Below are 25,209 nucleotides of genomic sequence, written 5' to 3' on the forward strand. Positions count from 1 at the left end.
CTTTAGCAACCACACTATGTGCAGCGTACTTAAGGTCAGTGCCAGCAGCTATTATTACTGGCTTCATCACCCGGTCAGTCTGCGGGAGCAGAAAGAGCAGAAGCTCGTCGAGCAGATAAAGGAGGTATACCGGCAGAGCAAGCGCCGCACTGCTGATAACGGTAAAGAATAAAGGCACCGTCATTTCTGAACGCTATCATGACGGGCTTTTGGAGAATTTTATCCCGGCAAGACGAAAGGCAATAAAGGAGGAGGCCATTCCGAGGTTGAGGGATGAGCATCATCAAGATCAACGTAAAGTGGCACAAGGGTGGCATCAGGTCGGAAGCGAGGAAGGCGCTGGCACTCCCTTTCACACAACAATCCCTAAAGAGTAAAATGGCTCACCCACAACCGCCTAATACAATAACACATAACCACTCGGAAGAAAACAAGCTCATACAGTCGTTGTTGTTTTAGCTTTTTTTACCTTATTTTTAGAGCAATGCGTAAGAGTTGAGAATATCTTTTAGTATTAACGCACCCGGATTGAATGAAGCCAGTAGAGAGAGTATTAGTTATAGATGATGATGCCACAGTTATTTTCCTGACAAAGCGTATGCTCAGCGGTTTGGGAATAGACGGTGGAGTACACATTGCCCATAACGGGTTGGAGGGCTTAGAGCGCATCAGGGAGGCTGCTGAGCAGGGGCTGCTGCCTCAACTTGTCCTGCTGGACATCAAAATGCCGGTAATGGATGGCTTTGCTTTTTTGGAGGAACTGGCAAAGCTGAACCTGAATCTCACCGAGACAAAAGTAGTGCTGCTTACCAGCTCCCAAAGCCCATGGGACAAGGAAAGGGCAGCGAAGAGTCAGGCAGACGCACTTCTCTATAAACCGCTCACGAAAGAGACACTTCGGAGCATCTTAATGTAGTAAGAAACAGGGGCGGCTACTCTTTCGGTATCCTGATGTAGAAGGTCGTGCCCACGTTCTCCTGACTTTCGAAGGTTATCTTTCCCTTGTGCAGTTCTATAATGGTTTGTATAATTGACATCCCAAGTCCTGTGGTCTTCTCTCCCTGCAAACCTGCCCTTCGGGCAACCGTGAACCTATCGAACAAATAGGGATGCACTTTTGACGGGATACCAATGCCGTTGTCTGCTACTGAAAGCAGTACGTGGTCTTCCATCTCTTCCATCGTCACGGTGATGCTGCCATTTTCTTGTGTGAATTTGATGGCATTAGAAATGAGGTTGTTTACCACCTGCATAAACTTCATCATATCCACATAAATGTAGATGGGTTTGTCAGGCGCTATGATCTTGAACTTTTTTGCAACCAGCTTTTCCTGCTCTTTGTAATTGTCCATCATGATGGCAACACTGTTGGCTATATCCATTCGCTCCTTGTGCAGCACCACCTGCGATGATTCTAGGAACTCATTGTCCACGAAATCCCGAATCATGTCTGAGCCTCGGATTGCATCCTGCTTTATAAAGCCTACCAGTTGCTGTATGTCCTCGTCATCCAGATTCACCTGCTCCTGGAGGGCATCAATGGAACTTTGGATGTTGGCAAAGGGTGCCGCCAAGTCGTGGGAGAGAATCTCAAGGGTAGCGTTTTTCTTGGTGTTATACTTCAATATATTATGAGTATACTCTTTATGCTCCGTAATGTCCTCCGCATACCCGCCTATCAGGTGCTGATTGCTCTTCTGGTCACTTAAAAAGCAAGCGGAAAGGCATATCCACTTCGTGCTCCGATCAGGCTGTACGGTTCTGAACTCTGCCCGTACCTTCTCATGGGTCATCATCAGCTTCTGATACTGGTGAGACAGGAATCCCCAGTCATCTTCATGAATGCAAGACAGCAGGGCAGTTGGATTACTGAAGACATCTTCTGGCTTTATGCCCCAAAGCTGCTCGAACGCAGGGGCAATGTAGGTGAAGGTGCCGCTGGTGGTGTCGTAGGCGAAATATAACTGCCCAAACTGCTGGGCAACCTGCTCAATAATGAAACCATTGGGTATGTTGTTCACTTCCATAAAGGGTGTCTTGTGATAGCTGACTTGTTCTTTTGGCTTAAATCAGCGAGTAATTTTATACTCCCACTCAAAATAAAAGTTTAGTGACCGTGTCAATGGGTTTCACTATGTGTCGCCTTTCTGCACCTTCTCGTGTCGAAGAGGTTGCTGCCCTGGTTCTGCTTTTAAAGCAGTCTCTGTGTAATTGAATAGCTTGTCTGTGAAGTTGCTGATTTGGCTCGTTCGCCGGCCACAGTAACACGCAAATAGATTGGTACTGGGCCTGTTTGGTAATTCTTCGGCTTCTTTAGGTAAAAGAGGAGACTGAAATTGATGCTTATAACAGTGAGTTATAAGGTTAAACAAAAGTAGCCTTGCAGTCAACCGAAGTCAAGACATACAATCTCTGTACATCTTGTGTATCAATTAGTTAAGCAAAAATTCGGTGAGTCATTGGAGGTATTGGAGGAACTCACCGGACAACTCACCAATATTATATAAAAAAGCGTAAAGTTTAGAACCACGTGAAAACAAAAAAGCCTGCAAACTCTTCAGTTGCAGGCTTTTAGTTGATTTCGGCATTTCTACCAGCAGAGAGTGAGGGATTCGAACCCCCGGACCTGTTACAGTCAACGGTTTTCAAGACCGCCGCATTCGACCACTCTGCCAACTCTCTGTCTTATTTCGTGTACAAAAGTAGGAGCTTGTATCTATTTTACCAAACTATATGGCAATTTTTTTCATCATTTTGATAGCCTTATTAGTCAATGTCCTGATTTTCAAATCAAAAAAATTACTCCTGCAGCTGAACAAACACATTGGCCTGCAGGCTTTGAATCCGATAGTGCTCTTTCCTAAAACCACTGATTTCCTCCAACACTACTTTTAGCTGTACCTTTTCACCTTCGATAACAAAAGTCAGATCGGTTGGGTTAATACGCTCCTGCTGCCTGTGCTCAAATTTCTGGATAGCGCTCAGCAGGTTCAGCATCAGTGTTTCCTGTTCAAAGTGAAAGTATAACACTGGTGCATCTTCTTTCAACTCCAGCGTCATCGGCACCTTACCTAGCTTATAAGCTGTTCGCGCCTCCTCATCAAAAGTTCTTAGGCTTACTTTTGTGAAATAAGCATAACCATTGATATCGTAAACTTCATCACTTATCCCGGAGAAATTAGACGTGATGTAAAAGTGTTGCTCTCCAGTTGTTGCTGTTTGAGTCTTATATTCTAACCCCATTAATTCGAGTACTTTGTTACGGGAGGCAATACTCCGTTGCCAACGAGTCTTTAAAGTGTCTGTGGCTGTTGCAAGGCTGTCTTGCATGTTATACTTAAACCATGGCTTTAGAGCCTTGAAGTCGTGGTAACGGGCAAGGTAGTCGGCAATAGAACTGACTTCTTGCGCTATTTCCGCTTTTACAGGCGGGTGCTGTCGCTGTATTTGTCCATTTACCAGTACCTTACTCTCCTGCAGCAGTCTCTCCAGTCGTCTTACCTGACTCCACTCCGATACTTGGAAGGCACTAAAAGGGCCAAATGCAGCCAAGAGTGCCACTATGCTTAAAGTGATGGGAATAAACTTGATGTTCTTCTGGCGGCTGAACAGAAAGTAAAGCGCTGTAGCAAGCAGCCACACTGCCAGTGCCATCACCACATACCGCTCCTCAGTTACACCATACTCCGATACACGGCGCCAGATAGCCAGCACTAACAGTATAAGCAGCGGAAACAGGGCACGATAAAACCAGCGCGAAAAGGTACGCATCCATGTATTGCCTTCTTCAAACCGGATGGGGTGAATGAGTAAAAGCGATAGGATGCCAGCAATAGAAAAGCAAAGTACCAGCACAGAAACCCATCCCTCCGGCCATGCCCACTGCAGGATAATCTTGCCAAAATAAGCATACAGTATCAGCAAGTATAAGGTAACCAATGGCAACAACACAAACTGCGTAAACACCTTTAATCCTTTTGGATACTGATGCGTTTGTTCTAGCTCAGGCACGTTTGTAGAAACTCCGGCCAAGAAAAACCAGGTATTAAACACGCCTACCATAAAGAGCCACAATTCAGCGTAAAAGTTGCCATCAATAGCTACAGAGAAAAGCTCCTGCATGGCCAGCACTGCTATTACCAGCCCCAGAAAAAGTACTCCTGAATAGAGTGCAGAGGTAAGGATGCGCAGGAAGAGTACCTTGTTAAATTGCCAAAAGGCATTCTCTTCGCGTCTGTTCAGAAACATGGCATACGAGGCAGCCAGGTGCAGTGCCAGCGCCAGCATCAGGTAGCGCTGCCAGTGCTTTGGCTGCAGCTCCAAAGGCAGCAACCAGAAGTATAAACCAAGCAAACCAGCGCCCAATACCCACAGTGCCACCCGCCAACGGAGTGCCAGTTTATACTTGCTTACCAGCAGCTCAAAGGTAAAGAACAGGATCAAACCCAATGAGCTCACCAGCATCAGCTTCTCCAGGTAGAGGTGCTCTTGCTTTTGGTTAAAAGAAAGGTCGGTGTTGATAATCACTGCCGCTGTACCAGTAAAGGCTGCGAGCAGCACCAAGGGATATGCCAGAAAGGTATTAACAGCGCCGCGCCAAAGCTGCTGCAGCGAAATGTTCATCAAAAGCTTCATCGGTTTCTATCTTACCTTTTTTCTGCAGCGCCTGTTCTGGCACTGCGGAACCAAGGTAAGTATAAAACCGGAAGCATTGTATATACTCTATACTTTAGCGGCTTTGGCTACTTTGTCAGAAGAGGTGGTGGGGATGCGCACCAGGCGCTTCGTAACCGTATCTATACTTACATTTATCTCAAAGCCAAGTATGAGAATCATAGAAATAAAATCTAGCCAGATCATCAAACCGATCAAAGCACCGATAGAGCCATAGAATTTGTTGTAGGTATCAAACGCGCTGATGTAGTAAGAAAAACCCATTGACACCATAAAGATAAGGCCTGTAGCCACTACAGCACCAGCCGAGAAAAACGGCCACTTATCTTCTATAGCCGGCACAAAGTAATAAATCATCGAAGTAGCCAGCAGGAACAGAAACACAATGGCGATATACTTCAGAATTACGATCAAGGTATACGTATAGCTTTCCGTCACCACTTCATAGAACACCAGCACATCCAGAATCCATTGGCCAAAGAAAATAGCTGCTACTGCCGTAAACAAAATCATACTTAGTACCACGGTAAGTATAGTCGCAATAAAGCGTTTGCGCAGGTAAGTTCGTTTGTAGAACGTGTGGTACTTCTTATCAAAGGCATCCATCAAAGACATGATACCATTGGTAGAGAGCACCAGCGCAAAAAGAAAACCGAAAGAAAGCAAGCCTCCCCGCGGCTTGTTCACAATATCCTCGATTGTGCCGTAAGCAGCAGTATACATTTCCTCGGGCATAAAGTCCGCCAGAAAGTCAAGTATACTTTCGCCCAGGTCTAACGACAGGATGCTAGGAATGTATGGAATAAGTGTAAACAGGAAAATTATACTTGGAAAAATAGCCAGCGTAAAGTTAAAGGCCATGTAAGAGGCTCGCTTGGTAATAGAATCCAGGCGCAACTCTCCTATCAGCACATCAGCCACCTCGTATACCGATGACTGCCCATCGTTGAAGCGCCACCGCTTCAGGAAAACGATGAACTTCCGGTAGGCACGTCGGCGCTTCAGGTATTGCTGGTTTAGCCTCATTTAACGAAATAAGAATCTAACTTGCTATGGATCAGGGGCGGCACCTCAGTGGGACGCCCGGTTTTCATATCTACAAAAACCATAATGGTCTCCCCTATGTTCAACAGCGTTTCTGCCTCATTATATATTTCATACTCAAACCGGATGCGTGTACCGTGTGGCTTGCTCTTCAGCAATAGCTTTACAGTTAGCAAGTCATCATACTTAGCGGGGCGTATGAATTTGGTTTTCAGCTCCAGCACCGGCATCATGGTACCCGTTGCTTCCATCTCTTTATACTCAATGCCAAGCCGGCGAAACACCTCCGTGCGTGTTACCTCGTAGTAGGCCGCGTAGTTACCGTGGTATACATAGCCCATCTGGTCAGTTTCGGCGTACCGCACACGTATTTGCACTTCTGATTCAAACACAGCAATAGTTTTTATTTGTTGAAAGATGATCTGCGAATGTATAAAAAAAGAGCCTGCTACGCTAGTTAAACGTGAGCAGGCCCTCCTGGTGTATTAATTTAGTTTAGGATATTACGCTGGGTAAGGGCACGCTGATAGCGGCGCGCGTTGTTAATATGCTCGCGCTCTGTAACCGCGAATGCATGATATCCGGAGAAATCATCTTTCGCACAGAAGTAAATGTAGTTGTGCTGCTCCGGGTTCAGCACTGCATCAATACTGGATATATCCGGTACATTGATTGGACCGGGAGGCAAGCCTTTATACTTATAGGTATTATAAGGCGAGTCGTAGGCAAGGTGCTTGTTCAGCACACGGCGAATAGAAAAATCACGCACAGCAAAAACAACCGTTGGGTCAGCCTGCAGCAGCATACCTTTCTGCAGGCGGTTTAGGTATACCCCTGCCACCTTTGGCTTCTCATCTCTTTTAATTGTCTCGGCCTGCACAATAGAAGCGAGTGTACTTACCTGTTTTGGCGTCAGCCCCAGCTTATCAGCTTTGGCTTTGCGCTCGGCAGTCCAAAACTTGTCATACTCTTTTTTCATGCGCTGCATGAGTTCTGGCGCAGTAGTAGTCCAGTACAACTCGTAGGTGTTAGGTATAAACATGCTTACCACCGTGGTAGTGTCGAAGCCTAAGGTTTGCAGATACGCCTGGTCACTTAGCAGGCTGTCTAGCTCCTGTTCGCTGGCTTCTATCTCCGTTGCCAGTTTAGCAGCCAGCTGGTTGCGCAGGCGTACATTGGTAAAAGTAAGGTTAAGTGGTGCTTGCTGCCCCAGGCGCAGCACTCCGATTAATTGGCGGTTGCTCCAGCCGTGCTCTAATTTATAGCGTCCCGGTTTTACGAGTTTATCATAATCCATCAGCTTGGCCATAAAACGGAGCGATAGTTTGTCTATGATTGCACCACTGGCCTCGATAGAATCCATCGCTTGCCCATAGGTAGCTCCTGTGGGAATAAGAACATAGGTATCACGGTCTTTTGTGTCTACGTTCGGGGTATACACAATCTGATAGGCATAGTAAGAGAAGCTCACAAACAGAAATAGAAACAAAACTGCCAGTGCTGGCAGTAATTTGCTCTTCTCTTTCCGCTGTCTTCTGGGTCTTGGGTTATTGACTTCGTTGGCCATAGTGTTGGTAAAAGGCCCGGAATTAATTTTAGGTTCCGTACCTGTTGGTAATCAGGGCGCAAAAATAACACGAATGTCTTTAATTGCATAAGTGCGACAGGGCGAATAGGAAATTTAAATTTTGGCTGACTCCTTTTTGCTGCGTAGATTAGGTGTAACGCATGTGCAGTTTATCAAGTATGTTTATGTTATGTATTGTAGCACCCTGGGTTTTTAAACAGCAAATCACCTAATGCAGCTATGTTTTTTTGAATAGCATAATATATCCAGCAGCAGTACGAGCTATACTATGTAACCTCTCGATAACATAAAACAATTTCAAAACTATGAGTAACGCATCCCTCATTCAAATACATCCCGAAACGCCGCAAGAGCGCAAAATCAGAGAAGCCGTAGAGATACTTCGTAACGGAGGCGTAATTATTTACCCCACTGACACTATCTATGGCTTAGGCTGCGATATTCACAATGCCCGTGCCGTAGAACGCGTGTGCCAGATAAAAGGCGTAAAGCCAGATAAAGTAAATCTATCCTTTATCTGCTCCGACCTCACCCACATCTCTGACTACGCTAAAATCGACACACCAACCTATAAGGTGATGAAGAAGGCCTTGCCCGGGCCCTTTACATTTGTGTTAGATGCCACCAGCAATGTGCCTAAGTATACCAGCGCCAAGAAAAAGACAGTAGGTATCCGGGTACCTGATAACAACATCGCACTAGCTTTGGTAAAGGAATTAGGCAACCCTATCCTATCAACGTCCGTGCACGACGACGATGAGGTACTGGAGTACAGCACTGACCCTGAACTTATTTATGAGAAGTATAAAAACCTGGTGGATGCGGTGATAGATGGAGGTCCCGGCAATAACATAGCCTCTACTGTAGTGGACGTTACGAACAATTTTGAAGTGCTCCGCCAGGGAGCCGGAGACATTGAGCAGTACCTTTAGGAGTTCTGAGTCTTGAGTTCTGAATCTCGAGTAATAACTCAGAACTCAAGACTCAGAACTCGCCACTACGCGGCGATGTTTCCAGCGTTTATGGGTCCAGAGGTAGTCGGCAGGGCTGCGGCGAAGGCTGGCCTCTAATTTCTGTGCAAAAGTTTCGGTGATGGGATAGCCTTCTGTGTTCGCAGGAAAAGGTGTGCCATCCCAAATCATTTCAAAGGTGAGGCGGTAGTAGCCGCGTTTAATGCGCTGCACATCAAGAAAAAGCACTGGACAGTTAAACTTTCGAGCTATCTTTTCTGCGCCTACATAAAAAGGGGTATCTTGGTGCATAAATTCTGTCCAAAAGGTGATCTCGCTGTGCAACGGCGTCTGGTCTGAAAGCATGGCTACCACTCGGGGAACGTTTCTGTTTGCAGCAAAGTCGCGCAGCGTTTCTTTCATTTTGATGAGCCGTGGCCCGAGGCGGCTCCGCAGGTGCAGCATGTAAGCTTCGAAGAAAGGGTTGTTGAGCGGCTTGTACACGCCGGCCGTCGGGAAATCGAACTGTACGGCGCCAGCCGAAAGAATCCATTCCCAGTTACCCGTGTGGGAGCCCATAGTGATGGCCTGCTTCCCTTGCTTCACAATATTGCCCAGTAATTCGGCGTTGGAAAAGATGAGTCGCCGGGAAAACTCCTCTTGGCTGATAGAAGAAAGCTTCAGCGTCTCCACCAGCACATCCATAAACTGCCTGTAGAAGTCTTTGGCTATTTGTTTGATTTCCTGTTCATCTTTTTCAGGGAAAGCCATGCGCAGGTTCTGAAAAGTCACTTTTTTACGATACCCAATCACATAGTAAACCAGCACGTATAAAACGTTCGACATACCGTATAGCACACTGAAAGGAAGTGCTCCTAAGCCCTTTAACAATAACCAAAGCGGATAATACAGGGGTGGAATATTTGAACTCTTCATCATGGGCTATAAGGACAGAAGCAAAGGTACAATCCTCACCTCAAATTATGAAATTACAGTTCCTATGCTTATTTAGCAGCCGGACGAGCGCAAAAAGCAACTATTGATGTAAACTCCGGTTTCCTCATCCATTCGTAATTCATACATAATTAAAGACAGGTTTGATTCTTTTATCAGAAGCTCAATATAACCCGCCATTGGCTTTTTTCTGGCACGCAATTCGCTCTGAAAGTATACAGTTAGAGGCGCATGAAAATTACATAAAACAAAGTTATCGTAACAGGTGCCATGTGCTGACAGCACAGGGAGTACAGCCACTCAGCGTTCCGGTTATTAAAGGGAACAGCAGTGCTAAAATACCGATACAGGAGATAGAGATAGATTATAGCCAGAAATGGCAGCAGGTGCATTGGCGAACTATACAGGCAGCATACGGCAGAGCACCTTATTTTGAATTTTACAGCGATTACCTGCGAGAGGTATACGAACGGCAGCCAAAATTTTTATTTGAGCTAAATGTTGATCTTTTGAAGCTTTATCTTAAATTACTAAAACTAGATAAGCCACTAAGTTATACAGCGATTTACCAGGTACAGCCTCCTGATCACGTGCTGGATCTAAGAAATAAGGTACATCCTAAAATCTATCCTGACAATTTGCACGTAAAAACTTATACGCAAGTATTTGGCAAACAATTTGTACCAGAGCTAAGTATAATTGACTTGTTGTTTACACAGGGCCCTGCCTCCATATCTTACCTGAAGTAAAGGTGTCGGCAAACTGAACAATTGCTTTACAAGCCTGTTCTAATTACAGCTTATCCTGTTAGCCTCAATCAGTTAGAAAACAATTTTGAATATTTAGATTACACGGAGTATAGTATACATGGAAGCAAAATTCTCAAACCGAGTAAAAGAGGTCATCTCGCTTAGCCGGGAAGAAGCCATTCGGCTCGGACATGACTACATCGGCACCGAACACCTGGTGCTGGGTATGATTCGGGAAGGAGAAGGCACTGCCATTGCCCTGCTGAAAAAGCTTGGCGTTTCGATAGATGAGTTAAAGTACGCTTTAGAACAGGCTACCCGAAATACCGCTTCGCAAAGCAGCAACATCACTGGCAGTATCCCGCTCACGAAGCAGACCGAGAAGGTGCTGAAAATAACTTACCTGGAGGCAAAAATCTTCAAGAGTGATGTTATTGGCACAGAACACCTTCTGTTATCCATCCTGCGGGATGAAGACAATATTTCTTCACAAATTTTAGCGAAATTCAGCGTGAACTACGAAGCAATAAGAGACTCTTTGGATTATCACAGCAATAATCCATTAGCATCGTCTGACACAGACGATTCCGATGATTCGGACAAGCTGTTTGGTTCCTCGTCATCCCGCTCTGGCAGCAGCGCAAGCAAGAAAGCAGGCGAAAAATCCCGTACACCGGTGCTGGATAACTTTGGCCGCGACTTGACAAAGCTGGCAGAAGAAGATAAACTGGACCCGATTGTTGGCCGTGAAAAGGAAATTGAGCGTGTGGCACAGGTACTGAGCCGCCGTAAGAAAAATAACCCGATCCTGATTGGTGAGCCTGGTGTTGGTAAAACAGCCATTGCGGAAGGCCTTGCCCTGCGTATCATTCAGAAAAAGGTAAGCCGTGTGCTGTTTAATAAGCGTGTGGTAACCCTGGATCTTGCCTCTTTAGTGGCTGGTACCAAGTACCGTGGCCAGTTTGAAGAGCGTATGAAGGCGGTGATGAATGAGTTGGAGAAGTCTCCGGACGTGATCCTGTTCATTGATGAGCTGCACACGATTGTAGGTGCAGGTGGCGCTTCCGGTTCGCTGGATGCTTCCAACATGTTCAAGCCTGCGCTTGCCCGTGGCGAAATCCAATGCATCGGTGCCACTACGCTGGATGAATACCGCCAGTACATTGAAAAAGATGGTGCACTTGCCCGTCGTTTCCAGATTGTGATGGTAGATCCTACTACACCAGAGGAAACAATGGAAATCCTGCACAACATCAAAGATAAATACCAGGATCACCACCACGTAAACTATACCGACAAAGCCATTGAGGCCTGCGTGAAGCTTTCTGATCGCTACATGAGCGACCGCTTCCTGCCAGACAAGGCAATCGATATTCTGGATGAGGCTGGTGCCCGAGTACACATCAACAACATTGTGGTGCCGGAAGATATCCTGAAACTGGAAGAGCAGATCGAAAACATCAAAACGGAGAAAAACCGTGTGGTGAAAAGCCAGAAGTATGAAGAGGCTGCCCAACTGCGTGATAAAGAGAAAAAACTCATCGACCAGCTGGATGCCGCTAAAAAAGACTGGGAAGAAGAGACCAAGAAAAAGCGCTATCAGGTAAAAGAGGAAAATGTGGCAGAAGTTATTGCCATGATGACAGGTATACCGGTGAAGCGTATCGCTCAGAAAGAAGGCGTGAAGCTGCTGAACATGGGCGAAGAGCTGAAAGGCAAAGTGATCGGCCAGGATAAAGCTATCAGCCAACTGGTAAAAGCTATTCAGCGTACGCGCGTTGGTCTTAAAGACCCGAAAAAGCCAATTGGTTCTTTCGTGTTCCTTGGCCCGACAGGTGTAGGTAAAACAGAGCTTGCCAAAGTACTGGCTACTTACCTGTTCGATAAAGAAGATTCGCTGGTGCGTATCGATATGAGTGAGTACATGGAGAAATTCAGTGTATCTCGCTTAGTGGGAGCGCCTCCGGGATACGTAGGTTACGAAGAAGGTGGTCAGCTGACCGAGAAGATCCGTCGCAAGCCATACTCTGTGGTACTGCTGGATGAGATCGAGAAAGCGCACCCGGACGTATACAACCTGTTGCTGCAAGTACTGGATGATGGTATTTTAACAGACGGACTAGGCCGTAAGGTTGACTTCCGGAATACGATCATCATCATGACATCTAACATCGGTGCTCGTGATTTACAGGACTTTGGCGCTGGTATCGGTTTCATGTCGAAGAGCAAGCAGGAGAACGTAGATGAAATCATGCAAGGCACTATTGCCAGTGCATTAAAGAAAACGTTCTCGCCTGAATTCCTGAACCGTCTGGATGATGTGATTGTGTTTAACTCACTTAGCCGTGAAGACATGCACAAAATCATTGAGCTGTCGCTTCAGAAACTCTTTACCCGTGTGGAAACGCTTGGTTATACTATAGAACTCACCAAAGAGGCGAAAGACTTTGTGGCTGAGAAAGGGTATGATCCGAAGTATGGCGCACGTCCGCTGAATAGAGCCATCCAAAAGTATATCGAAGATCCGATTGCTGAGGAGATCCTGAAAGCTGAGGTTAACCAGGGTGATATGATTATGGTAGACTATAAAGAAGGCGAAGAGAAGTTGACGTTCAATTCAAAAAAGAGCGGCAAAAAGATCAAAAGCGCTTCTGATGAGGCACCAGAGTCCGAGCCAAGCAAGTCTTCTGATTCAGACAAGACAAAAGAATAACATATAGCTTTAGTTAGCATAAGGGCTACCCTAACCGGTAGCCCTTATTTTTTTGTCTTCACCAGTACTAAACCAATTATGCAGCTTAGAAGGCTTTAAGAAAATAGCTACTAACCTGTTCAGCATGAGCAAGAATAACTTCACCCTGGTAGGTTAGCAACTTATCTTCCTGCATTCAAAAAGTTATAAAATTGTAAAGCTTTTAGCTGGAGTTTGTTAAATTTGAGGAAACGAATATTGGAAACTACACATACACCTAATCAAAACATGGCTGGAGAAATCAGGCAAGACCAACTAGACACACTTGAGCGCAAAAACGCAGAGGCGCTACTTGGCGGTGGTCAGGACAGAATAGAGGCACAGCATAAAAAAGGGAAACTTACAGCCCGTGAGCGTATCCACCTGCTAATGGATGAAGGCTCTTTTGAGGAAATAGGCAAGTTTGTCATGCACCGCTCCAAAGATTTTGGTCTGGATAAGCAGTACTATTTAGGTGATGGTGTCGTAACGGGATATGGCACTATAAATGGTCGCCTGGTATATGTTTTCTCTCAGGATTTCACCGTATTGGGCGGCTCACTTTCGGAAACCCATGCTGAAAAGATCGTAAAAATCATGGAACTGGCCATGAAAAACGGCGCTCCTGTTATTGGCTTGAACGACTCTGGCGGAGCCCGTATTCAGGAAGGCGTAGTATCGCTGGGTGGTTATGCGGATATTTTCTATCGCAATACGCTAGCCTCAGGTGTTATTCCTCAGATTTCGGCTATTATGGGGCCATGTGCGGGAGGTGCAGTATACTCTCCGGCCATCACTGATTTTATTATGATGGTAGAGGACACCTCATACATGTTCGTGACCGGCCCTAACGTAGTGAAAACGGTAACACATGAAGAAGTAACTTCTGAAGAATTAGGTGGAGCCAGCACACATAGTACAAAAAGTGGTGTTACCCACTTCTCCTGTGCAAACGAGGTAGAGTGTATCACCTACATCAAAAAACTGCTGAGCTATGTTCCGCAGAACTGTGAAGAATTGCCACCTTCGTTGCCATACGAACTACAAGCTGACGAAACCCGCAAAGTACTGGACACTATTATCCCTGAAAACCCGAACCAGCCGTACGACATTCGGGAAGTAATTGATGGTATTATAGATGAAGGTACTTTCTTTGAAGTACATAAAAACTTTGGCGATAACATTGTAGTGGGCTTTGCCCGCTTGGGAGGTCGCAGCATAGGCATCGTGGGTAACCAACCTGCCGTTCTTGCCGGTGTGTTAGACATAAACGCCAGCACCAAAGCAGCCCGCTTTGTACGGTTCTGTGATTCCTTTAATGTACCATTGTTAGTACTGGAAGATGTACCGGGATTCCTTCCGGGTACCGACCAGGAGTGGCGAGGCATTATCACCAACGGTGCCAAACTGCTTTATGCTTTCTGCGAGGCTACAGTGCCACGTATCACCGTTATTACACGCAAGGCTTATGGTGGCGCTTATGATGTAATGAACTCCAAGCACATTGGTGCCGACATGAACTTTGCCTGGCCAACTGCCGAAATAGCGGTGATGGGTGCTCAGGGTGCTGCCGAAATTATTTTTAAGCGTGAGATTGCCGCTGCCGAAGATCCGGAAGCTAAACTGGCAGAGAAAGTGCAGGAGTATAAAGAAAAATTTGCTACTCCTTACCGTGCCGCACACCGTGGTTTTATTGATGAGGTAATTATGCCTTCTGAGACTCGAACTAAGCTTATAAAAGCATTTAAAATGCTGGAAAACAAAGCCGTAACCTTGCCTCGCAAAAAACACGGAAACATTCCGCTTTAAACTTACATAAACACTATTTGTAGCCTGTGCCAAGGGGGGAATATCCAGCGGCACAGGCTTACTTGATTCTAACCATACACCAACATCTGACAACAAATGAGACAAGAATCTTTCGATTTTCTACAGAAATACCTGAATAACTCCTCTCCCACCGGCTTTGAGGTAGAAGGCCAGAAGCTTTGGCTGGAGTACATGAAGCCATACATAGACGAGTACTTTGTAGATACTTACGGCACCGTAGTAGGTGTGATAAACCCGGAGGCAGAATATAAAGTAGTAATTGAGGCACACGCCGACGAGATTAGCTGGTTTGTAAACTACATCACACCGGAAGGCTACATTTACGTACGCCGCAACGGTGGTTCTGATGCCCTGATTGCACCGTCTAAGCGCGTGAACATCCATACTTCCAAAGGCATTGTAAAGGCTGTATTTGGCTGGCCAGCTATACATGTGCGCAAAGTAGAAAACGACAAAGCCCCAACCATGGAAACTATTTTCCTGGATTGCGGTGCCAGCAACCGTGAGGAAGTAGAGAAAATGGGTGTGCACGTGGGTTGCGTTATCACGTTCGAAGATGAGTTTACCGTAATGAACGACCGCTACTACGTGGGCCGTGCATTGGATAACCGTATCGGTGGTTTCATGATTGCAGAAGTAGCCCGTCGCTTAAAAGAGGATGGCAAAAAGCTGCCTTTCGGCCTATACATTGTAAATGCAGTGCAGGAGGAGATTGGCCTCCGTGGTGCCGAAATGATTGCGCACCGCATAAAGCCGGATGTTGCCATCATTACAGATGTAACGCACGACACGCAGTCGCCGATGTATGAGAAGAAAACCAACGGTGATATCCATTGCGGAAAAGGCCCTGTAATTGCCTATGGCCCTGCCGTACAAAATAACGTGCGCGACCTGATCATCAATACGGCACAGGAAAAAGGAATACCTTTCCAGCGTGCAGCGGTTTCACGTGCAACAGGCACCGATACAGACGCATTTGCTTACTCTAATGCAGGTGTGGCCTCTGCCCTGATCTCGTTGCCGCTTAAATATATGCATACTACTGTAGAAACTGTGCATAAAGACGACGTAGAGAACGTAATCAACATGATCTACGAAACCATACTTAAGATTGAAGATAAGCAGGACTTCCGTTACCTGAGCTAATCGTTTCAAACTTCTGATTGCACCAAAGCCTCACAGCGTTCTGTAACCTGTGGGGCTTTGGTTTTTAAGCCAATGCTTCTTAACTTAACTAGAGCATGTTTACATTTCGTTTTTGCAAGCGAAAGCTGAATGGAAAGGGTTCTGGCAAAGCGGTTTTAGAGCTTCATAGCAGCGCTATGGAGCGAGAAAAGCGTGAAGCCAGGTTCCTTTACAGGCAGCTTGCAGCGCAAAGGATGAATTTTAAACATGCTCTAAGCGACTAACCTAAAGCTATGAACCGATACTTATTCTGGGTTTTGATTATTCTGCCGTGGTTTATACTTGCTGTGTTTTTAACACACAACCGTGACCCTAAAGTAAGAGCTCCGGTACTTATTATGCTACTCATACACTTATGTATAGTAGTGAATGTCCGCAGAAAAGCAGTTGGCTTATCCGTAGCAGAAACCTTTAAGGCACTTGTGCCACTTTGGGGTACAAAGGAGTATGCCCGTTTATTCTTTCAGGAAGTATAGCTCATTCCCCTTTTTTGTATACTCTGTAATTTATCTACCGTGCATTTTACTGATCAAATGGGCAAGCAGCTAAGTTTGCCAAAACCACCGCAGCGTATCATATCACTTGTACCAAGTCAAACAGAGCTTTTGTTTGACTTAGGCCTTGCCCACCGAATTGCAGGTATCACTAAATTCTGCATTCACCCAAAAGAACAGGCAAAGCAAAAGCCCATCATCGGGGGAACCAAGAATTTCCATTTCGATAAAATAGATGAACTACAGCCAGACCTGATTATTGGGAATAAAGAGGAGAATTATAAAGAAGGCATAGAACAGCTACAGCAGAAGTATACTGTATGGATGAGTGACATCTACACGTTGGATGACGCACTAGAGATGCTGCAGCAGGTTGGAAAACTGACTGATACTGAAGGCAAAGCTGCAGAACTGGAACAAGGTATAAAATCAGGTTTTGAGCAGCTACAGCCAATGCAACCAAGTATAAAAACAGCTTACTTTATCTGGCGCAAGCCCTACATGGCCGTAGGCAGCCACAACATCATAGACCACATGCTGCAACGGTGCGGCTTTTCCAACATCTTCGCAGATTTGGCACGATACCCTGAAATCACACCGGAGCAACTACAGCAGGCAAACCCACAGCTTATACTTCTGTCATCAGAGCCTTACCCGTTCAAAGAAAAGCACATACAGGAGTTCAGGGAGTTGTGCCCGCAGGCATTAGTAAAAATGGTAGATGGTGAGATGTTCAGCTGGTATGGCAGCAGGCTTTTACACGCCCCAGCTTATTTGCAGCAGGTGATTCAGGAGGTGCAGGAAAGTTTATAAGTATAAAGGCTGTAGGTTTGGCTATTCAAGTGACCCCACCCTTGCCCCCTTTTTAATATGTATCTGCTACAGTACCAGTATAAGTTATGTAGTCAAAGTTATTCAGCTGAACCCACCCCAGCCCCTCCCGAGAGGGGAGTTAGTTTAAGCTCCGTCAGCTTTGGCTACTGAACTGATCCCAGTCTTTCCATTAAGCGCTTTATAGGTTTCCGGTGCCGCGCGAGCGGCAGCCGTTAGGCAGGAGACTACACAGCGCGATACGGTTAACGAGGGCCCCTATTCCCAAGACGAGCCCTCGCTTATATAGGGCCCCTACCCCAGCTGTGAGCGCTCTAAAGTATAACGTGAAACAATAGGTGTTTGGGAACTGGAGGATGAACAGAAGCGAGAAAGGATAGCTTGTTTCAAACCACAGCAAGCTGTAGCTATGGAAGTATGGCCGTAGCAAGTATAGCTAAGGCTAATGCAAGTATGGCTGGCTCTGCGACCCAGTAGAGCTGGAAGCTCTACACCATAGTAAGCACTAGCTGCAAGCTAGCGCCAGCGGGAAAAGGAAGCCTATGCAAGTATAAACTGCATCAAGTATAGCAGGAACTTTAGCTATTGCCAGCGGGTAGTGCCTACTATACTTAGTTCATAATTACTTTAAACCCTACTTTCTGTAAATCCTCCCAATACCTTGGGTATGATTTACGCACTACACTTGGCTCCTGAATATCCACTGGCTCCAGCAGGGCAAGCGGCGCGAAGGCCATAGCCATACGGTGGTCCTGGTAAGTACGGAAGCTGAGTTTTTGTTTGTGAAGAATTCCCGGCTCTAAAGTAAATACACCCGGAGTTATCTCTTCCAGAGAGCAGTTCATTCCTAACACTTCAATCTGAAGCGCCTGTATACGGTCCGTTTCTTTTATGCGAAGGCTTTCAAGGCCCGTCATGTCTACGTGTACACCAAGAGCAGCGCATAGTGCCACTATGGTTTGAGCCAAGTCAGGACAATCAGAAAAATCGAGCGAAATATGGCGCTCATGCTTCTTCTTCATCAACTTTACTCCCTGCTCTGTAAATTGTGTATAAACGCCCAGCTTATACATGATATCTGCAATGGCATGGTCTCCCTGATAAGAGTGCTCCTTTAAGCCCAGTAACGTAATATCTGCCTCTTTGGCAAGTGCTACCAGGCTATACCAGTAGCTTGCCGCCGACCAATCAGACTCTACCGTAAACTCAGCAGCTTTATACTCCTGTGGTGCCACGGTAATAGTGTTTCCTTCAAAAATGGCTTCTACACCAAAATGCTTCATCAGCGAGAGCGTCATTTCAATATATGGCCTAGAGCCAATTTTACCTTCCAGCTCCAACTCCAAGCCTTCAGGAAGTAGTGGAGCAATCATAAGCAGAGCAGATATATACTGGCTACTGATATCGCTGCGTACTTTCAGCTGCTTTTTGCCGTTTCCGGTAAACTTGCCAATTTTTAGGGGCGGATATCCTTCTTCCCCCAAGTATGCTATACTTGCACCAAGCTCCCGCAGGGCCTCTACCAGTACTTTGATGGGCCGCTGGCACATCCGCTCTGTGCCAGTTAACGTCTTTTCCTGGCCCGTGATGGCATAGTAGGCTGTCAGGAAGCGCATTACCGTACCGGCATCCTCGGCATCAATGGTAGCAGCATCACTCTTCAGCAGGCGCTGTAGCAGCTGGGTATCATTAGCTTCAGAGAGGTTATGCAGCTGCGACTCCTGCCCCGAAAGTGCGGAAATAATCAGTGCGCGATTAGCCTCGCTTTTAGAAGCTGGTAATTTTATACTTCCGTTCAGTACTCCGGTTGGGTGGCTAAGGGTAAGGCTCTGGCTCATAGTAAAGTGTAGTAGCGTAATGATTCAACAATTTCCTGCACCGTAATGGGCTGGTCGAAAACAGCTTTGCCGATGCCCTGCAACAAGGTACAGTTGATGGTGGAGCGGGTATTCTTTTTGTCCTGCAAAGCGAACTGGGCAATCAGCTGTATATCAGCCTCCGTTAGGCTCACTTTTTCATAGATAGAAACCAGAAAAGTCTCTATCCTTTCTAACTCCAGCTGAGAGAGCAAATCATGCTTCATACTTATCCAGGCTTCGCAAAGCATCCCTACGGCAATGGCCTCTCCGTGCAGCAATTCGCGCTCCGGCTTATCTAATAGGTAAGTTTCTATGGCATGCCCCACCGTATGTCCGAAGTTCAGCACCTTGCGGTAGCCGCCCTCCAGCGGGTCAACTTCTACTACTTTAGATTTTATACTTACCGAATGCTGTATCAGGTTCTCCCAATCCTCTGTGAACAACCCGATGTGGCGCTGCTCCATAAAAGCATTTGCATCGGCAATCAACCAATGCTTGATAATCTCAGCGTAACCGGATTTCAGCTGCCTTGGTGGCAACGTTTGCAGAAAGTCAGGGTTGATAAATACCGCTTGCGGCTCCTGGTATACCCCAATATGATTCTTAAGGCCATGGAAATCAACCCCTGTTTTGCCGCCCACGCTGGCATCTACCTGTGCCAGTAGGGTAGTTGGCACCTGCACAAAGTATAATCCACGCTTAAAAACAGCTGCACAAAAGCCGCCCATATCTCCGATCACACCACCACCCAAATTCACCAGTACAGACCAGCGGTCCAGGTGCAGTTCGGTCATGCGCCCCCAAATAAGTTCGCAGGTTTGCAGTGTTTTGTGCTCCTCGCCACTTTTTATCTGGATAAGGTCGTGCTCAGGCAAGTATGGCTTCAGCTGCGGATAGCAATGGGCCAACGTATTTTCATCTACCAGCACAGCCACTTTGCTAAAGGCTCTGTTTTTGAGCAGTTCCGGTAGCTCCTGTAGTGCCGACTGGCCTATATGTATGGTTTCGGTCATGCTAATTTTATCTTGTGCAAGGCTTAATGAAGTAAGCCTACAACAGGTTCTTTATCATACGCTTCCCTTAAAACCTTAAGAAAGCTGTTTGCACAAATATACGTGTTGGGTTTTCCCGTAACAAAGCATTTCTTAGAAGCTTCTTACTGCTTTTAGTTGCAAACCGAAGTATAGGTGAATTCAGGGAGCAGAGATAAAGAAGCGATGAAGCATTGATTGCTCATAAACAGGAAAGCACAGAATAGTAAGGAGAGCAGAGAGCAGCAGGACATAGCTCCTGCTTTAACACAAAAATGAAAAGCTTTGAAAAGTTAACACATAAAATTCGCCGCCGGAACCCTGAGCTCACCCGATACCGAGCTTAGCGATAAAAAGGCTCGTTCACGCTTAAAGCAACAGAGCTATTTATGTGCCGTTCCTAATAGGGTTCTTTGCTCCTCTCACCCTTCCGGATCTTATACTTTCTATAGGCACAGGACTAATATCTCTGCTTGCCGTACTTTCAGAAAAGCATCTGATTTCAAAAAGAACCAACAGGTAAATCTCTTACTCGTCTTTCATGACAGCTGTTTGCTTGCGGATAGATTCCACGTGAATCAGCTTGTACAGTTCTTCTATGAAGGCAGGACTTACACCAGCCTCCTCAGCCCAATTGGCACGGGTACGGAAAATCTCTTTCCAGCGCTCCAGTTGTAGTACCTGCACATTGTTAAGCTTTTTATATTCTCCTATCAGCTCTACAAGCGCCATACGCTTAGCCAGGGCCTCAATAATATGATGGTCTGCAGCATCAATTTGCAGGCGCAATTCCTCGGCCCGATTTACCAGTTCAGCATCATCATACTTCGGCTTGCGCACCTGCAGTCTATCCAAAATATCTTTAAGCGCAGCAGGAGTGACCTGCTGTGCAGCATCGCTCAGTGCAAAGTCAGGTCTTGGGTGCGACTCGATGATCATGCCATCGTAACCAAGGTCCAGTGCTTTTTGAGTAATCGGAAAGATTAGCTCACGCTTGCCCCCGATGTGGCTTGGGTCTATAATGAGGGGCATATTCTGAAAGCGCGCCTTCAACTCTATCGGAATTTGCCACAGCGGTGTGTTCCGGTACTTAGATTCCCCATAAGACGAAAAGCCACGATGTATGGCTGCCAGATCAGTTATACCTGTAGTATAGATACGCTCAATGGCACCAATCCAGAGGGCAAGGTCCGGGTTAATAGGGTTCTTTATCATCACAGGCACCTGCACACCTTTTAAGGCGTCCGCAATTTCCTGCACGGCAAAAGGGTTTACAGTGGTGCGTGCGCCAATCCATAGCACATCTATGTTGTACTTCAGCGCCTCCTCCACGTGCTTACCGGTGGCTACCTCCGTAGTTACCATCAGCCCTAGCTCCTGCTTTACACGCTTCAGCCAGGCCAGCCCTTTCTCACCCACTCCCTCAAAGCTGCCAGGGCGGGTGCGCGGCTTCCAGATACCTGCCCTGAATAACTTTATACCTTGCTGCTGCAGGGCCTGTGCCGTTTCCATTACCTGCTCCTCTGATTCGGCACTACACGGGCCGGCAATCACAAAAGGCTTGCTTTGCTCTACCTGCAGCTTCGCAAAAAAAGAATTGTTGCTAATAAACTTCATCAATAGTATTGGTTGTTACAAAGGTAGCTGATGTAGACACAAAAGGCAGCAGAGATCACTTAAAAGTAACTTAAGTTTCTGAAAAGAGTAATCTGTACCAGGCTCTACCCTACGTGGCTAACCTGCATAATATCAAGTATAAAACAAACAGCAAAGTATAGTCACAAGTTTAAACACAGATAGGGTTTAAATTAAGCAAACCTGCCAGGCGAAAGAGTTGCGAACTGTATCCGAAACACTATCTTTGCGGAGCTAATAATTCTCACATGAACCCGATTACAAAAATATCTTTCGACGATACAGCTGTGGCTTTTTCATCTAAGTCTGATGCTGAATTATACAAGATGTTTCTGCTGTTCAAGACCATGAACAGCAACTCATTAGTAAAAATTGGCGGCGGCTTACTGAACACCGCCATAAACCTGCACCTGCCGGTAAAATTTATCATCAAGCCAACTATTTTCAATCATTTTTGTGGCGGTGAGACTATTCAGGAATCTGAGCGTGCCATTAAAGAACTGGCAAAGTATAACATCGGCACCATTCTGGATTACTCAGTAGAGGGTGAAGGCGACGAGAAAAGCTTTGATGCAACGCGCGATGAATTGCTTCGCACGGTAGAAAAAGCCCGCGCTAACCCAAAAGTGCCTTTCTCAGTGTTCAAGATTACGGGTTTGATGGACATTAAGCTGATGGAGAAAGTGCAGGCACGCCAGCAACTAAATGCTGAAGAACGTGCTGCATTTGAACGTGGCCGGGATCGTGTGAATGCCATTTGCAAAAGCTGCTATGCGGCAGATGTGCGTGTTTTTATAGATGCGGAAGAAAGCTGGATTCAGGAGACAATTGATAACTTAGCCTATGAAATGATGGAACTCTATAACAAAGAGAAAACCATTATTTATAACACCTATCAGATGTACCGCCACGACCGGCTTGATGTGATAAGCCGCGACTACGAAAACGCTGTAAAAGGAGGCTATTTCTTGGGAGCCAAGTTAGTGCGTGGTGCTTACATGGAAAAAGAGCGTCGCCGTGCGGAGGCAGAAGGAAGGCCAAGCCCTATCAATCCAACCAAAGAAGCATCTGACAAGCTTTTTGATGATGCCTTACGTTTTTGCATCAAGCACATAGACCGTATTGCTTTTTGCTCTGGCACACATAACGAAAACAGTTGCTACCTGCTTATCCAGCTGATGGGTGATAACTATATCGAGCCTTATGATGAGCGTGTATACTTTGCGCAGCTGTTTGGCATGAGTGATAACCTCTCTTTTAACCTGGCGCACAGCGGCTACAATGTGGCTAAGTATGTTCCCTACGGTCCGGTAGAGGCAGTTATGCCTTACTTATTGCGCCGAGCTAACGAGAACACAGCCATTGCCGGGCAAAGCAGCCGAGAGTTTAACCTGATCCAAAAAGAAATCGAGCGCCGCAGGGCAAAAAAATAAAAGCATAGAGGATGCGGGCATTCTGCAACCTCTATGCTCTTAAAACAATGGGGCCCCGCGCATCAGCACGGGGCCCCATTGTGTGTTTTCAGAACTATAAGCTTAAAGCCGTAGTTCTATTAACTATGATTACTCAACGATTGTAGCAGAATCAGTAACGATTGCAGCTGAATCAACTACAACTTCTTCTTCCATTACTGGAGTTTCTTCAACAACCTCAGTTTCTACAGCTTCAGTTTCAGTAGTAGCTTCTTCGCTAGTGCAAGCTGTGAAAGAAGTAAGAGCAAGAGCAACGATAGCGAATGTGAATAATTTTTTCATTTTGTGCTTGTGATTAAGTGTTTTGGTTTCGATTTTGATCTTCATACCGGAATCAGGGAATGGTAACCCGGCATTTTGAAAAAAAATTAAATTAATTTTCGGAGGGTTACAAAATGCCCCTTAGCGTATTAAAAATAGATTACGATGAAGAAAAGTTTGTATGAGACGGATGAGGCAATTATGGAAGGCATCCGGCTTGGCGACGACAAAGCTCTGGCTCACCTGTACAAACTTTATTTCCCGGTGATTTCTCATTTCATCATGAGCAACAGCGGAACCGATGACGAAGCTAAAGACATTTATCAGGAAGGCGTTATCGTGTTTTACGAAAAAGTGAAGGAGAATAGTCTGGAACTTACCTGCCAGATTAAAACCTACCTCTACTCCGTATGCAGAAGGCTTTGGCTAAAGCGGCTGGCTGAAAAAGGACGCTACGCCACTCGCTTAGATGAGTCAGAAAGCTTTGTGCCAGTAGAAGAAGAAGTGCAGCAGCACGAAGAGCAGGAACGGCAGTTTGGTGTAATGGGTGATGCGCTGCTACAGTTAGGAGAGCCTTGCCGCAGCTTGCTGGAAGATTATTATATCAGAACGCAAAGCATGCAGGATATTACTGATAAGTTTGGCTACACCAACAGCGATACCGCCAAAAACCAGAAGTATAAGTGCCTTCAACGCCTGAAAAAGATATTTTTTGCTACCTATAAGCCTGAGGTTTAGACAGGCTAAAAAAAGATGTGGCCACCTAAAGGCCGGGAGAAGACGACAATGTTAGAGTATCGCGCTTACGAGCAAATAGAAAGCTACCTGAATGGCAATATGGCCGCTGAAGACAAAGCGGCCTTTAAGGCGCTGCTGCGTTCGGATGCACATTTAGCTGAACAGGTGCGCGAGCACCAGCAACTGTTGCAGGCCATGCAAGCATACGGCCAGCGCCAAAACTTGCGTGACAAACTCAATATCTTTCATGAGGAGATGCAACCTGCGGCACCTGCCACACCGCCTGCATGGCAGGTTCTCTGGACGCGCCACAAGCAAACACTTGCTGTAGCGGCCACCGTTTCGTTGTTTTCAGTGTTTGGCACTTTGCTTAGTGTGCAGCAGCTTAAAGCTCCTGTGCAGCAGCAAACTGTGCGCTACATAGAACTCCGCCGCGAAGTAGAGCGCTTAAAGAAAACGCAGACAGCCATTATCAACGGCATTAATGACGCTCCTAAGCCTGTCCCTCCTAAACCAGCTGCTTTTGCCGGAACAGGTTTTGCCATATCTGCAGATGGTTACCTGGTAACAAGCTCTCACGTAGTAGAGGGGGCAGACTCTATCATGATTGAAAACAAAGCTGGCCTCAAGTATAAAGCCACCGAAGTATACCGCGACGAAATTCATGATTTGTCTATTTTAAAAGTGACAGATCCTGCTTTCCAAAGCTTTGGGCGCTTACCTTATACTTTCAAAACTGCTGAGTCTGATTTAGGCGAAAAAGTATTTACCCTAGGCTACCCACGCGAGGATATTGTGTTTGGAGAAGGTTCGCTTAGCTCTACTACGGGCTTCGAAAATGACTCCACCGCGTACCAGGTTTCTATACCGCTTAACCCTGGCAACAGTGGCGGCCCGCTACTGGATGATAAAGGGAACCTGATAGGAGTTATCAGCGGAAAGCAGGCTGGGCAGGAAGGTGCCGCATTTGCTATTAAGTCCGCTTACCTCTTGCAGTTAATTAATGAATTGCCTGCTACAAGCGATGTTGCCCCTCTCTCCTTACCAAAAAATAATGCACTTTCGGGTCAAAACAGGCCTCAACAATTGAAAAAACTTAAAGATTATATATTTGTAGTTAAGGTGTATAATTAATAAGGCAAGAGGCATAACCTTTATGCGTAACCCATCTACCTATTGTTAT

At 46.1% G+C, this 25,209-nt stretch carries 22 protein-coding genes and 1 tRNA gene; 12 read left to right on the forward strand and 11 right to left on the reverse strand.

Annotated elements, in window-relative coordinates; translation table 11 throughout:
* Positions 1 to 16: 16 nt before the first annotated feature.
* Positions 17 to 172, forward strand: coding sequence for a hypothetical protein (locus tag ACFQ2O_RS03165; protein WP_377522855.1), 156 nt, complete (start codon positions 17 to 19; stop codon positions 170 to 172).
* Positions 173 to 532: 360 nt separating this feature from the next.
* Entirely contained in the window at positions 533 to 916 is a 384-nt protein-coding gene (locus tag ACFQ2O_RS03170; RefSeq protein WP_377522857.1) for a response regulator, read from the forward strand.
* 16 nt (positions 917 to 932) lie between these two features.
* On the opposite strand, the gene ACFQ2O_RS03175 is transcribed toward ACFQ2O_RS03170, so the two are convergent.
* From ACFQ2O_RS03175 to mltG, 6 genes are all read right to left on the reverse strand, one after another.
* Positions 933 to 2,027, reverse strand: a complete 1,095-nt coding sequence (locus ACFQ2O_RS03175) for a PAS domain-containing sensor histidine kinase (protein ID WP_377522858.1) — start codon at positions 2,025 to 2,027, stop codon at positions 933 to 935.
* A 570-nt stretch (positions 2,028 to 2,597) separates the two neighbouring features.
* Positions 2,598 to 2,682 (reverse strand) — tRNA-Ser (locus ACFQ2O_RS03180).
* A 117-nt stretch (positions 2,683 to 2,799) separates the two neighbouring features.
* Positions 2,800 to 4,635 carry a DUF4153 domain-containing protein gene (locus ACFQ2O_RS03185; protein WP_377522860.1) on the reverse strand — a complete coding sequence of 612 codons (1,836 nt, stop codon included), beginning with the start codon at positions 4,633 to 4,635 and terminating at the stop codon, positions 2,800 to 2,802.
* An 87-nt stretch (positions 4,636 to 4,722) separates the two neighbouring features.
* The gene (locus tag ACFQ2O_RS03190) at positions 4,723 to 5,700 is read right to left on the reverse strand and encodes a YihY/virulence factor BrkB family protein (protein ID WP_377522863.1); all 978 of its coding nucleotides are present in this window, start codon (positions 5,698 to 5,700) and stop codon (positions 4,723 to 4,725) included.
* Complete coding sequence (locus ACFQ2O_RS03195) at positions 5,697 to 6,110, reverse strand: acyl-CoA thioesterase (RefSeq protein ID WP_377522865.1); 414 nt, start codon at positions 6,108 to 6,110, stop codon at positions 5,697 to 5,699. Before ACFQ2O_RS03195 ends, ACFQ2O_RS03190 begins: the two co-directional genes overlap by 4 nt.
* Positions 6,111 to 6,208: 98 nt before the next feature.
* Positions 6,209 to 7,285, reverse strand: a complete 1,077-nt coding sequence (gene mltG, locus ACFQ2O_RS03200; protein ID WP_377522866.1) for an endolytic transglycosylase MltG — start codon at positions 7,283 to 7,285, stop codon at positions 6,209 to 6,211.
* A gap of 326 nt (positions 7,286 to 7,611) precedes the next feature.
* Between mltG and ACFQ2O_RS03205 the strand changes: the two genes are divergently transcribed.
* A complete protein-coding gene (locus tag ACFQ2O_RS03205; protein ID WP_377522867.1) occupies positions 7,612 to 8,238 on the forward strand; it encodes an L-threonylcarbamoyladenylate synthase in 627 nt (208 codons plus the stop codon).
* A 45-nt stretch (positions 8,239 to 8,283) separates the two neighbouring features.
* On the opposite strand, the gene ACFQ2O_RS03210 is transcribed toward ACFQ2O_RS03205, so the two are convergent.
* Complete coding sequence (locus ACFQ2O_RS03210; protein ID WP_377522868.1) at positions 8,284 to 9,195, reverse strand: lysophospholipid acyltransferase family protein; 912 nt, start codon at positions 9,193 to 9,195, stop codon at positions 8,284 to 8,286.
* Between the two features lie 158 nt (positions 9,196 to 9,353).
* Between ACFQ2O_RS03210 and ACFQ2O_RS03215 the strand changes: the two genes are divergently transcribed.
* The 6 genes from ACFQ2O_RS03215 (at position 9,354) to ACFQ2O_RS03240 (ending at position 17,012) form a co-directional block, all read left to right on the forward strand.
* The gene (locus ACFQ2O_RS03215; protein WP_377522869.1) at positions 9,354 to 9,959 is read left to right on the forward strand and encodes a WbqC family protein; all 606 of its coding nucleotides are present in this window, start codon (positions 9,354 to 9,356) and stop codon (positions 9,957 to 9,959) included.
* 118 nt (positions 9,960 to 10,077) lie between these two features.
* Positions 10,078 to 12,672 carry an ATP-dependent Clp protease ATP-binding subunit gene (locus ACFQ2O_RS03220; protein WP_377522870.1) on the forward strand — a complete coding sequence of 865 codons (2,595 nt, stop codon included), beginning with the start codon at positions 10,078 to 10,080 and terminating at the stop codon, positions 12,670 to 12,672.
* A gap of 267 nt (positions 12,673 to 12,939) precedes the next feature.
* Complete coding sequence (locus ACFQ2O_RS03225; RefSeq protein WP_377522872.1) at positions 12,940 to 14,499, forward strand: acyl-CoA carboxylase subunit beta; 1,560 nt, start codon at positions 12,940 to 12,942, stop codon at positions 14,497 to 14,499.
* A gap of 96 nt (positions 14,500 to 14,595) precedes the next feature.
* Positions 14,596 to 15,666, forward strand: coding sequence for a M42 family metallopeptidase (locus ACFQ2O_RS03230; protein WP_377522874.1), 1,071 nt, complete (start codon positions 14,596 to 14,598; stop codon positions 15,664 to 15,666).
* A 272-nt stretch (positions 15,667 to 15,938) separates the two neighbouring features.
* A complete protein-coding gene (locus tag ACFQ2O_RS03235) occupies positions 15,939 to 16,181 on the forward strand; it encodes a hypothetical protein (RefSeq protein WP_377522875.1) in 243 nt (80 codons plus the stop codon).
* Positions 16,182 to 16,238: 57 nt separating this feature from the next.
* Positions 16,239 to 17,012, forward strand: a complete 774-nt coding sequence (locus tag ACFQ2O_RS03240; RefSeq protein WP_377522891.1) for an ABC transporter substrate-binding protein — start codon at positions 16,239 to 16,241, stop codon at positions 17,010 to 17,012.
* Positions 17,013 to 17,641: 629 nt separating this feature from the next.
* Here ACFQ2O_RS03240 and ACFQ2O_RS03245 read toward each other — a convergent pair.
* The 3 genes from ACFQ2O_RS03245 to ACFQ2O_RS03255 all read right to left on the reverse strand — a co-directional run bounded on the left by ACFQ2O_RS03245 (position 17,642) and on the right by ACFQ2O_RS03255 (position 21,537).
* Entirely contained in the window at positions 17,642 to 18,868 is a 1,227-nt protein-coding gene (locus ACFQ2O_RS03245) for a 3-phosphoshikimate 1-carboxyvinyltransferase (RefSeq protein ID WP_377522876.1), read from the reverse strand.
* Positions 18,865 to 19,902 (reverse strand): 3-dehydroquinate synthase, encoded by a 1,038-nt coding sequence (gene aroB / locus ACFQ2O_RS03250; RefSeq protein ID WP_377522877.1) that lies wholly within the window; start codon positions 19,900 to 19,902, stop codon positions 18,865 to 18,867. The genes ACFQ2O_RS03245 and aroB overlap by 4 nt, the downstream gene beginning before the upstream one ends.
* Before the next feature lie 546 nt (positions 19,903 to 20,448).
* A complete protein-coding gene (locus ACFQ2O_RS03255; RefSeq protein WP_377522879.1) occupies positions 20,449 to 21,537 on the reverse strand; it encodes a chorismate mutase in 1,089 nt (362 codons plus the stop codon).
* A gap of 266 nt (positions 21,538 to 21,803) precedes the next feature.
* Here ACFQ2O_RS03255 and ACFQ2O_RS03260 point away from each other — a divergent pair, with 266 nt between their 5' ends.
* Positions 21,804 to 22,988 (forward strand): proline dehydrogenase family protein, encoded by a 1,185-nt coding sequence (locus tag ACFQ2O_RS03260; RefSeq protein ID WP_377522881.1) that lies wholly within the window; start codon positions 21,804 to 21,806, stop codon positions 22,986 to 22,988.
* A gap of 129 nt (positions 22,989 to 23,117) precedes the next feature.
* On the opposite strand, the gene ACFQ2O_RS03265 is transcribed toward ACFQ2O_RS03260, so the two are convergent.
* A complete protein-coding gene (locus ACFQ2O_RS03265) occupies positions 23,118 to 23,354 on the reverse strand; it encodes a hypothetical protein (RefSeq protein WP_377522883.1) in 237 nt (78 codons plus the stop codon).
* Between the two features lie 99 nt (positions 23,355 to 23,453).
* Between ACFQ2O_RS03265 and ACFQ2O_RS03270 the strand changes: the two genes are divergently transcribed.
* Together ACFQ2O_RS03270 and ACFQ2O_RS03275 are read left to right on the forward strand one after the other, a co-directional pair.
* Positions 23,454 to 24,026: an RNA polymerase sigma factor gene (locus ACFQ2O_RS03270; protein WP_377522884.1), complete on the forward strand. Its 573-nt coding sequence runs from the start codon at positions 23,454 to 23,456 to the stop codon at positions 24,024 to 24,026.
* A gap of 15 nt (positions 24,027 to 24,041) precedes the next feature.
* Complete coding sequence (locus ACFQ2O_RS03275) at positions 24,042 to 25,160, forward strand: S1C family serine protease (RefSeq protein ID WP_377522885.1); 1,119 nt, start codon at positions 24,042 to 24,044, stop codon at positions 25,158 to 25,160.
* Positions 25,161 to 25,209 lie beyond the last annotated feature (49 nt).

This window comes from Pontibacter rugosus (assembly GCF_042678745.1).
GTDB lineage: Bacteria > Bacteroidota > Bacteroidia > Cytophagales > Hymenobacteraceae > Pontibacter > Pontibacter rugosus.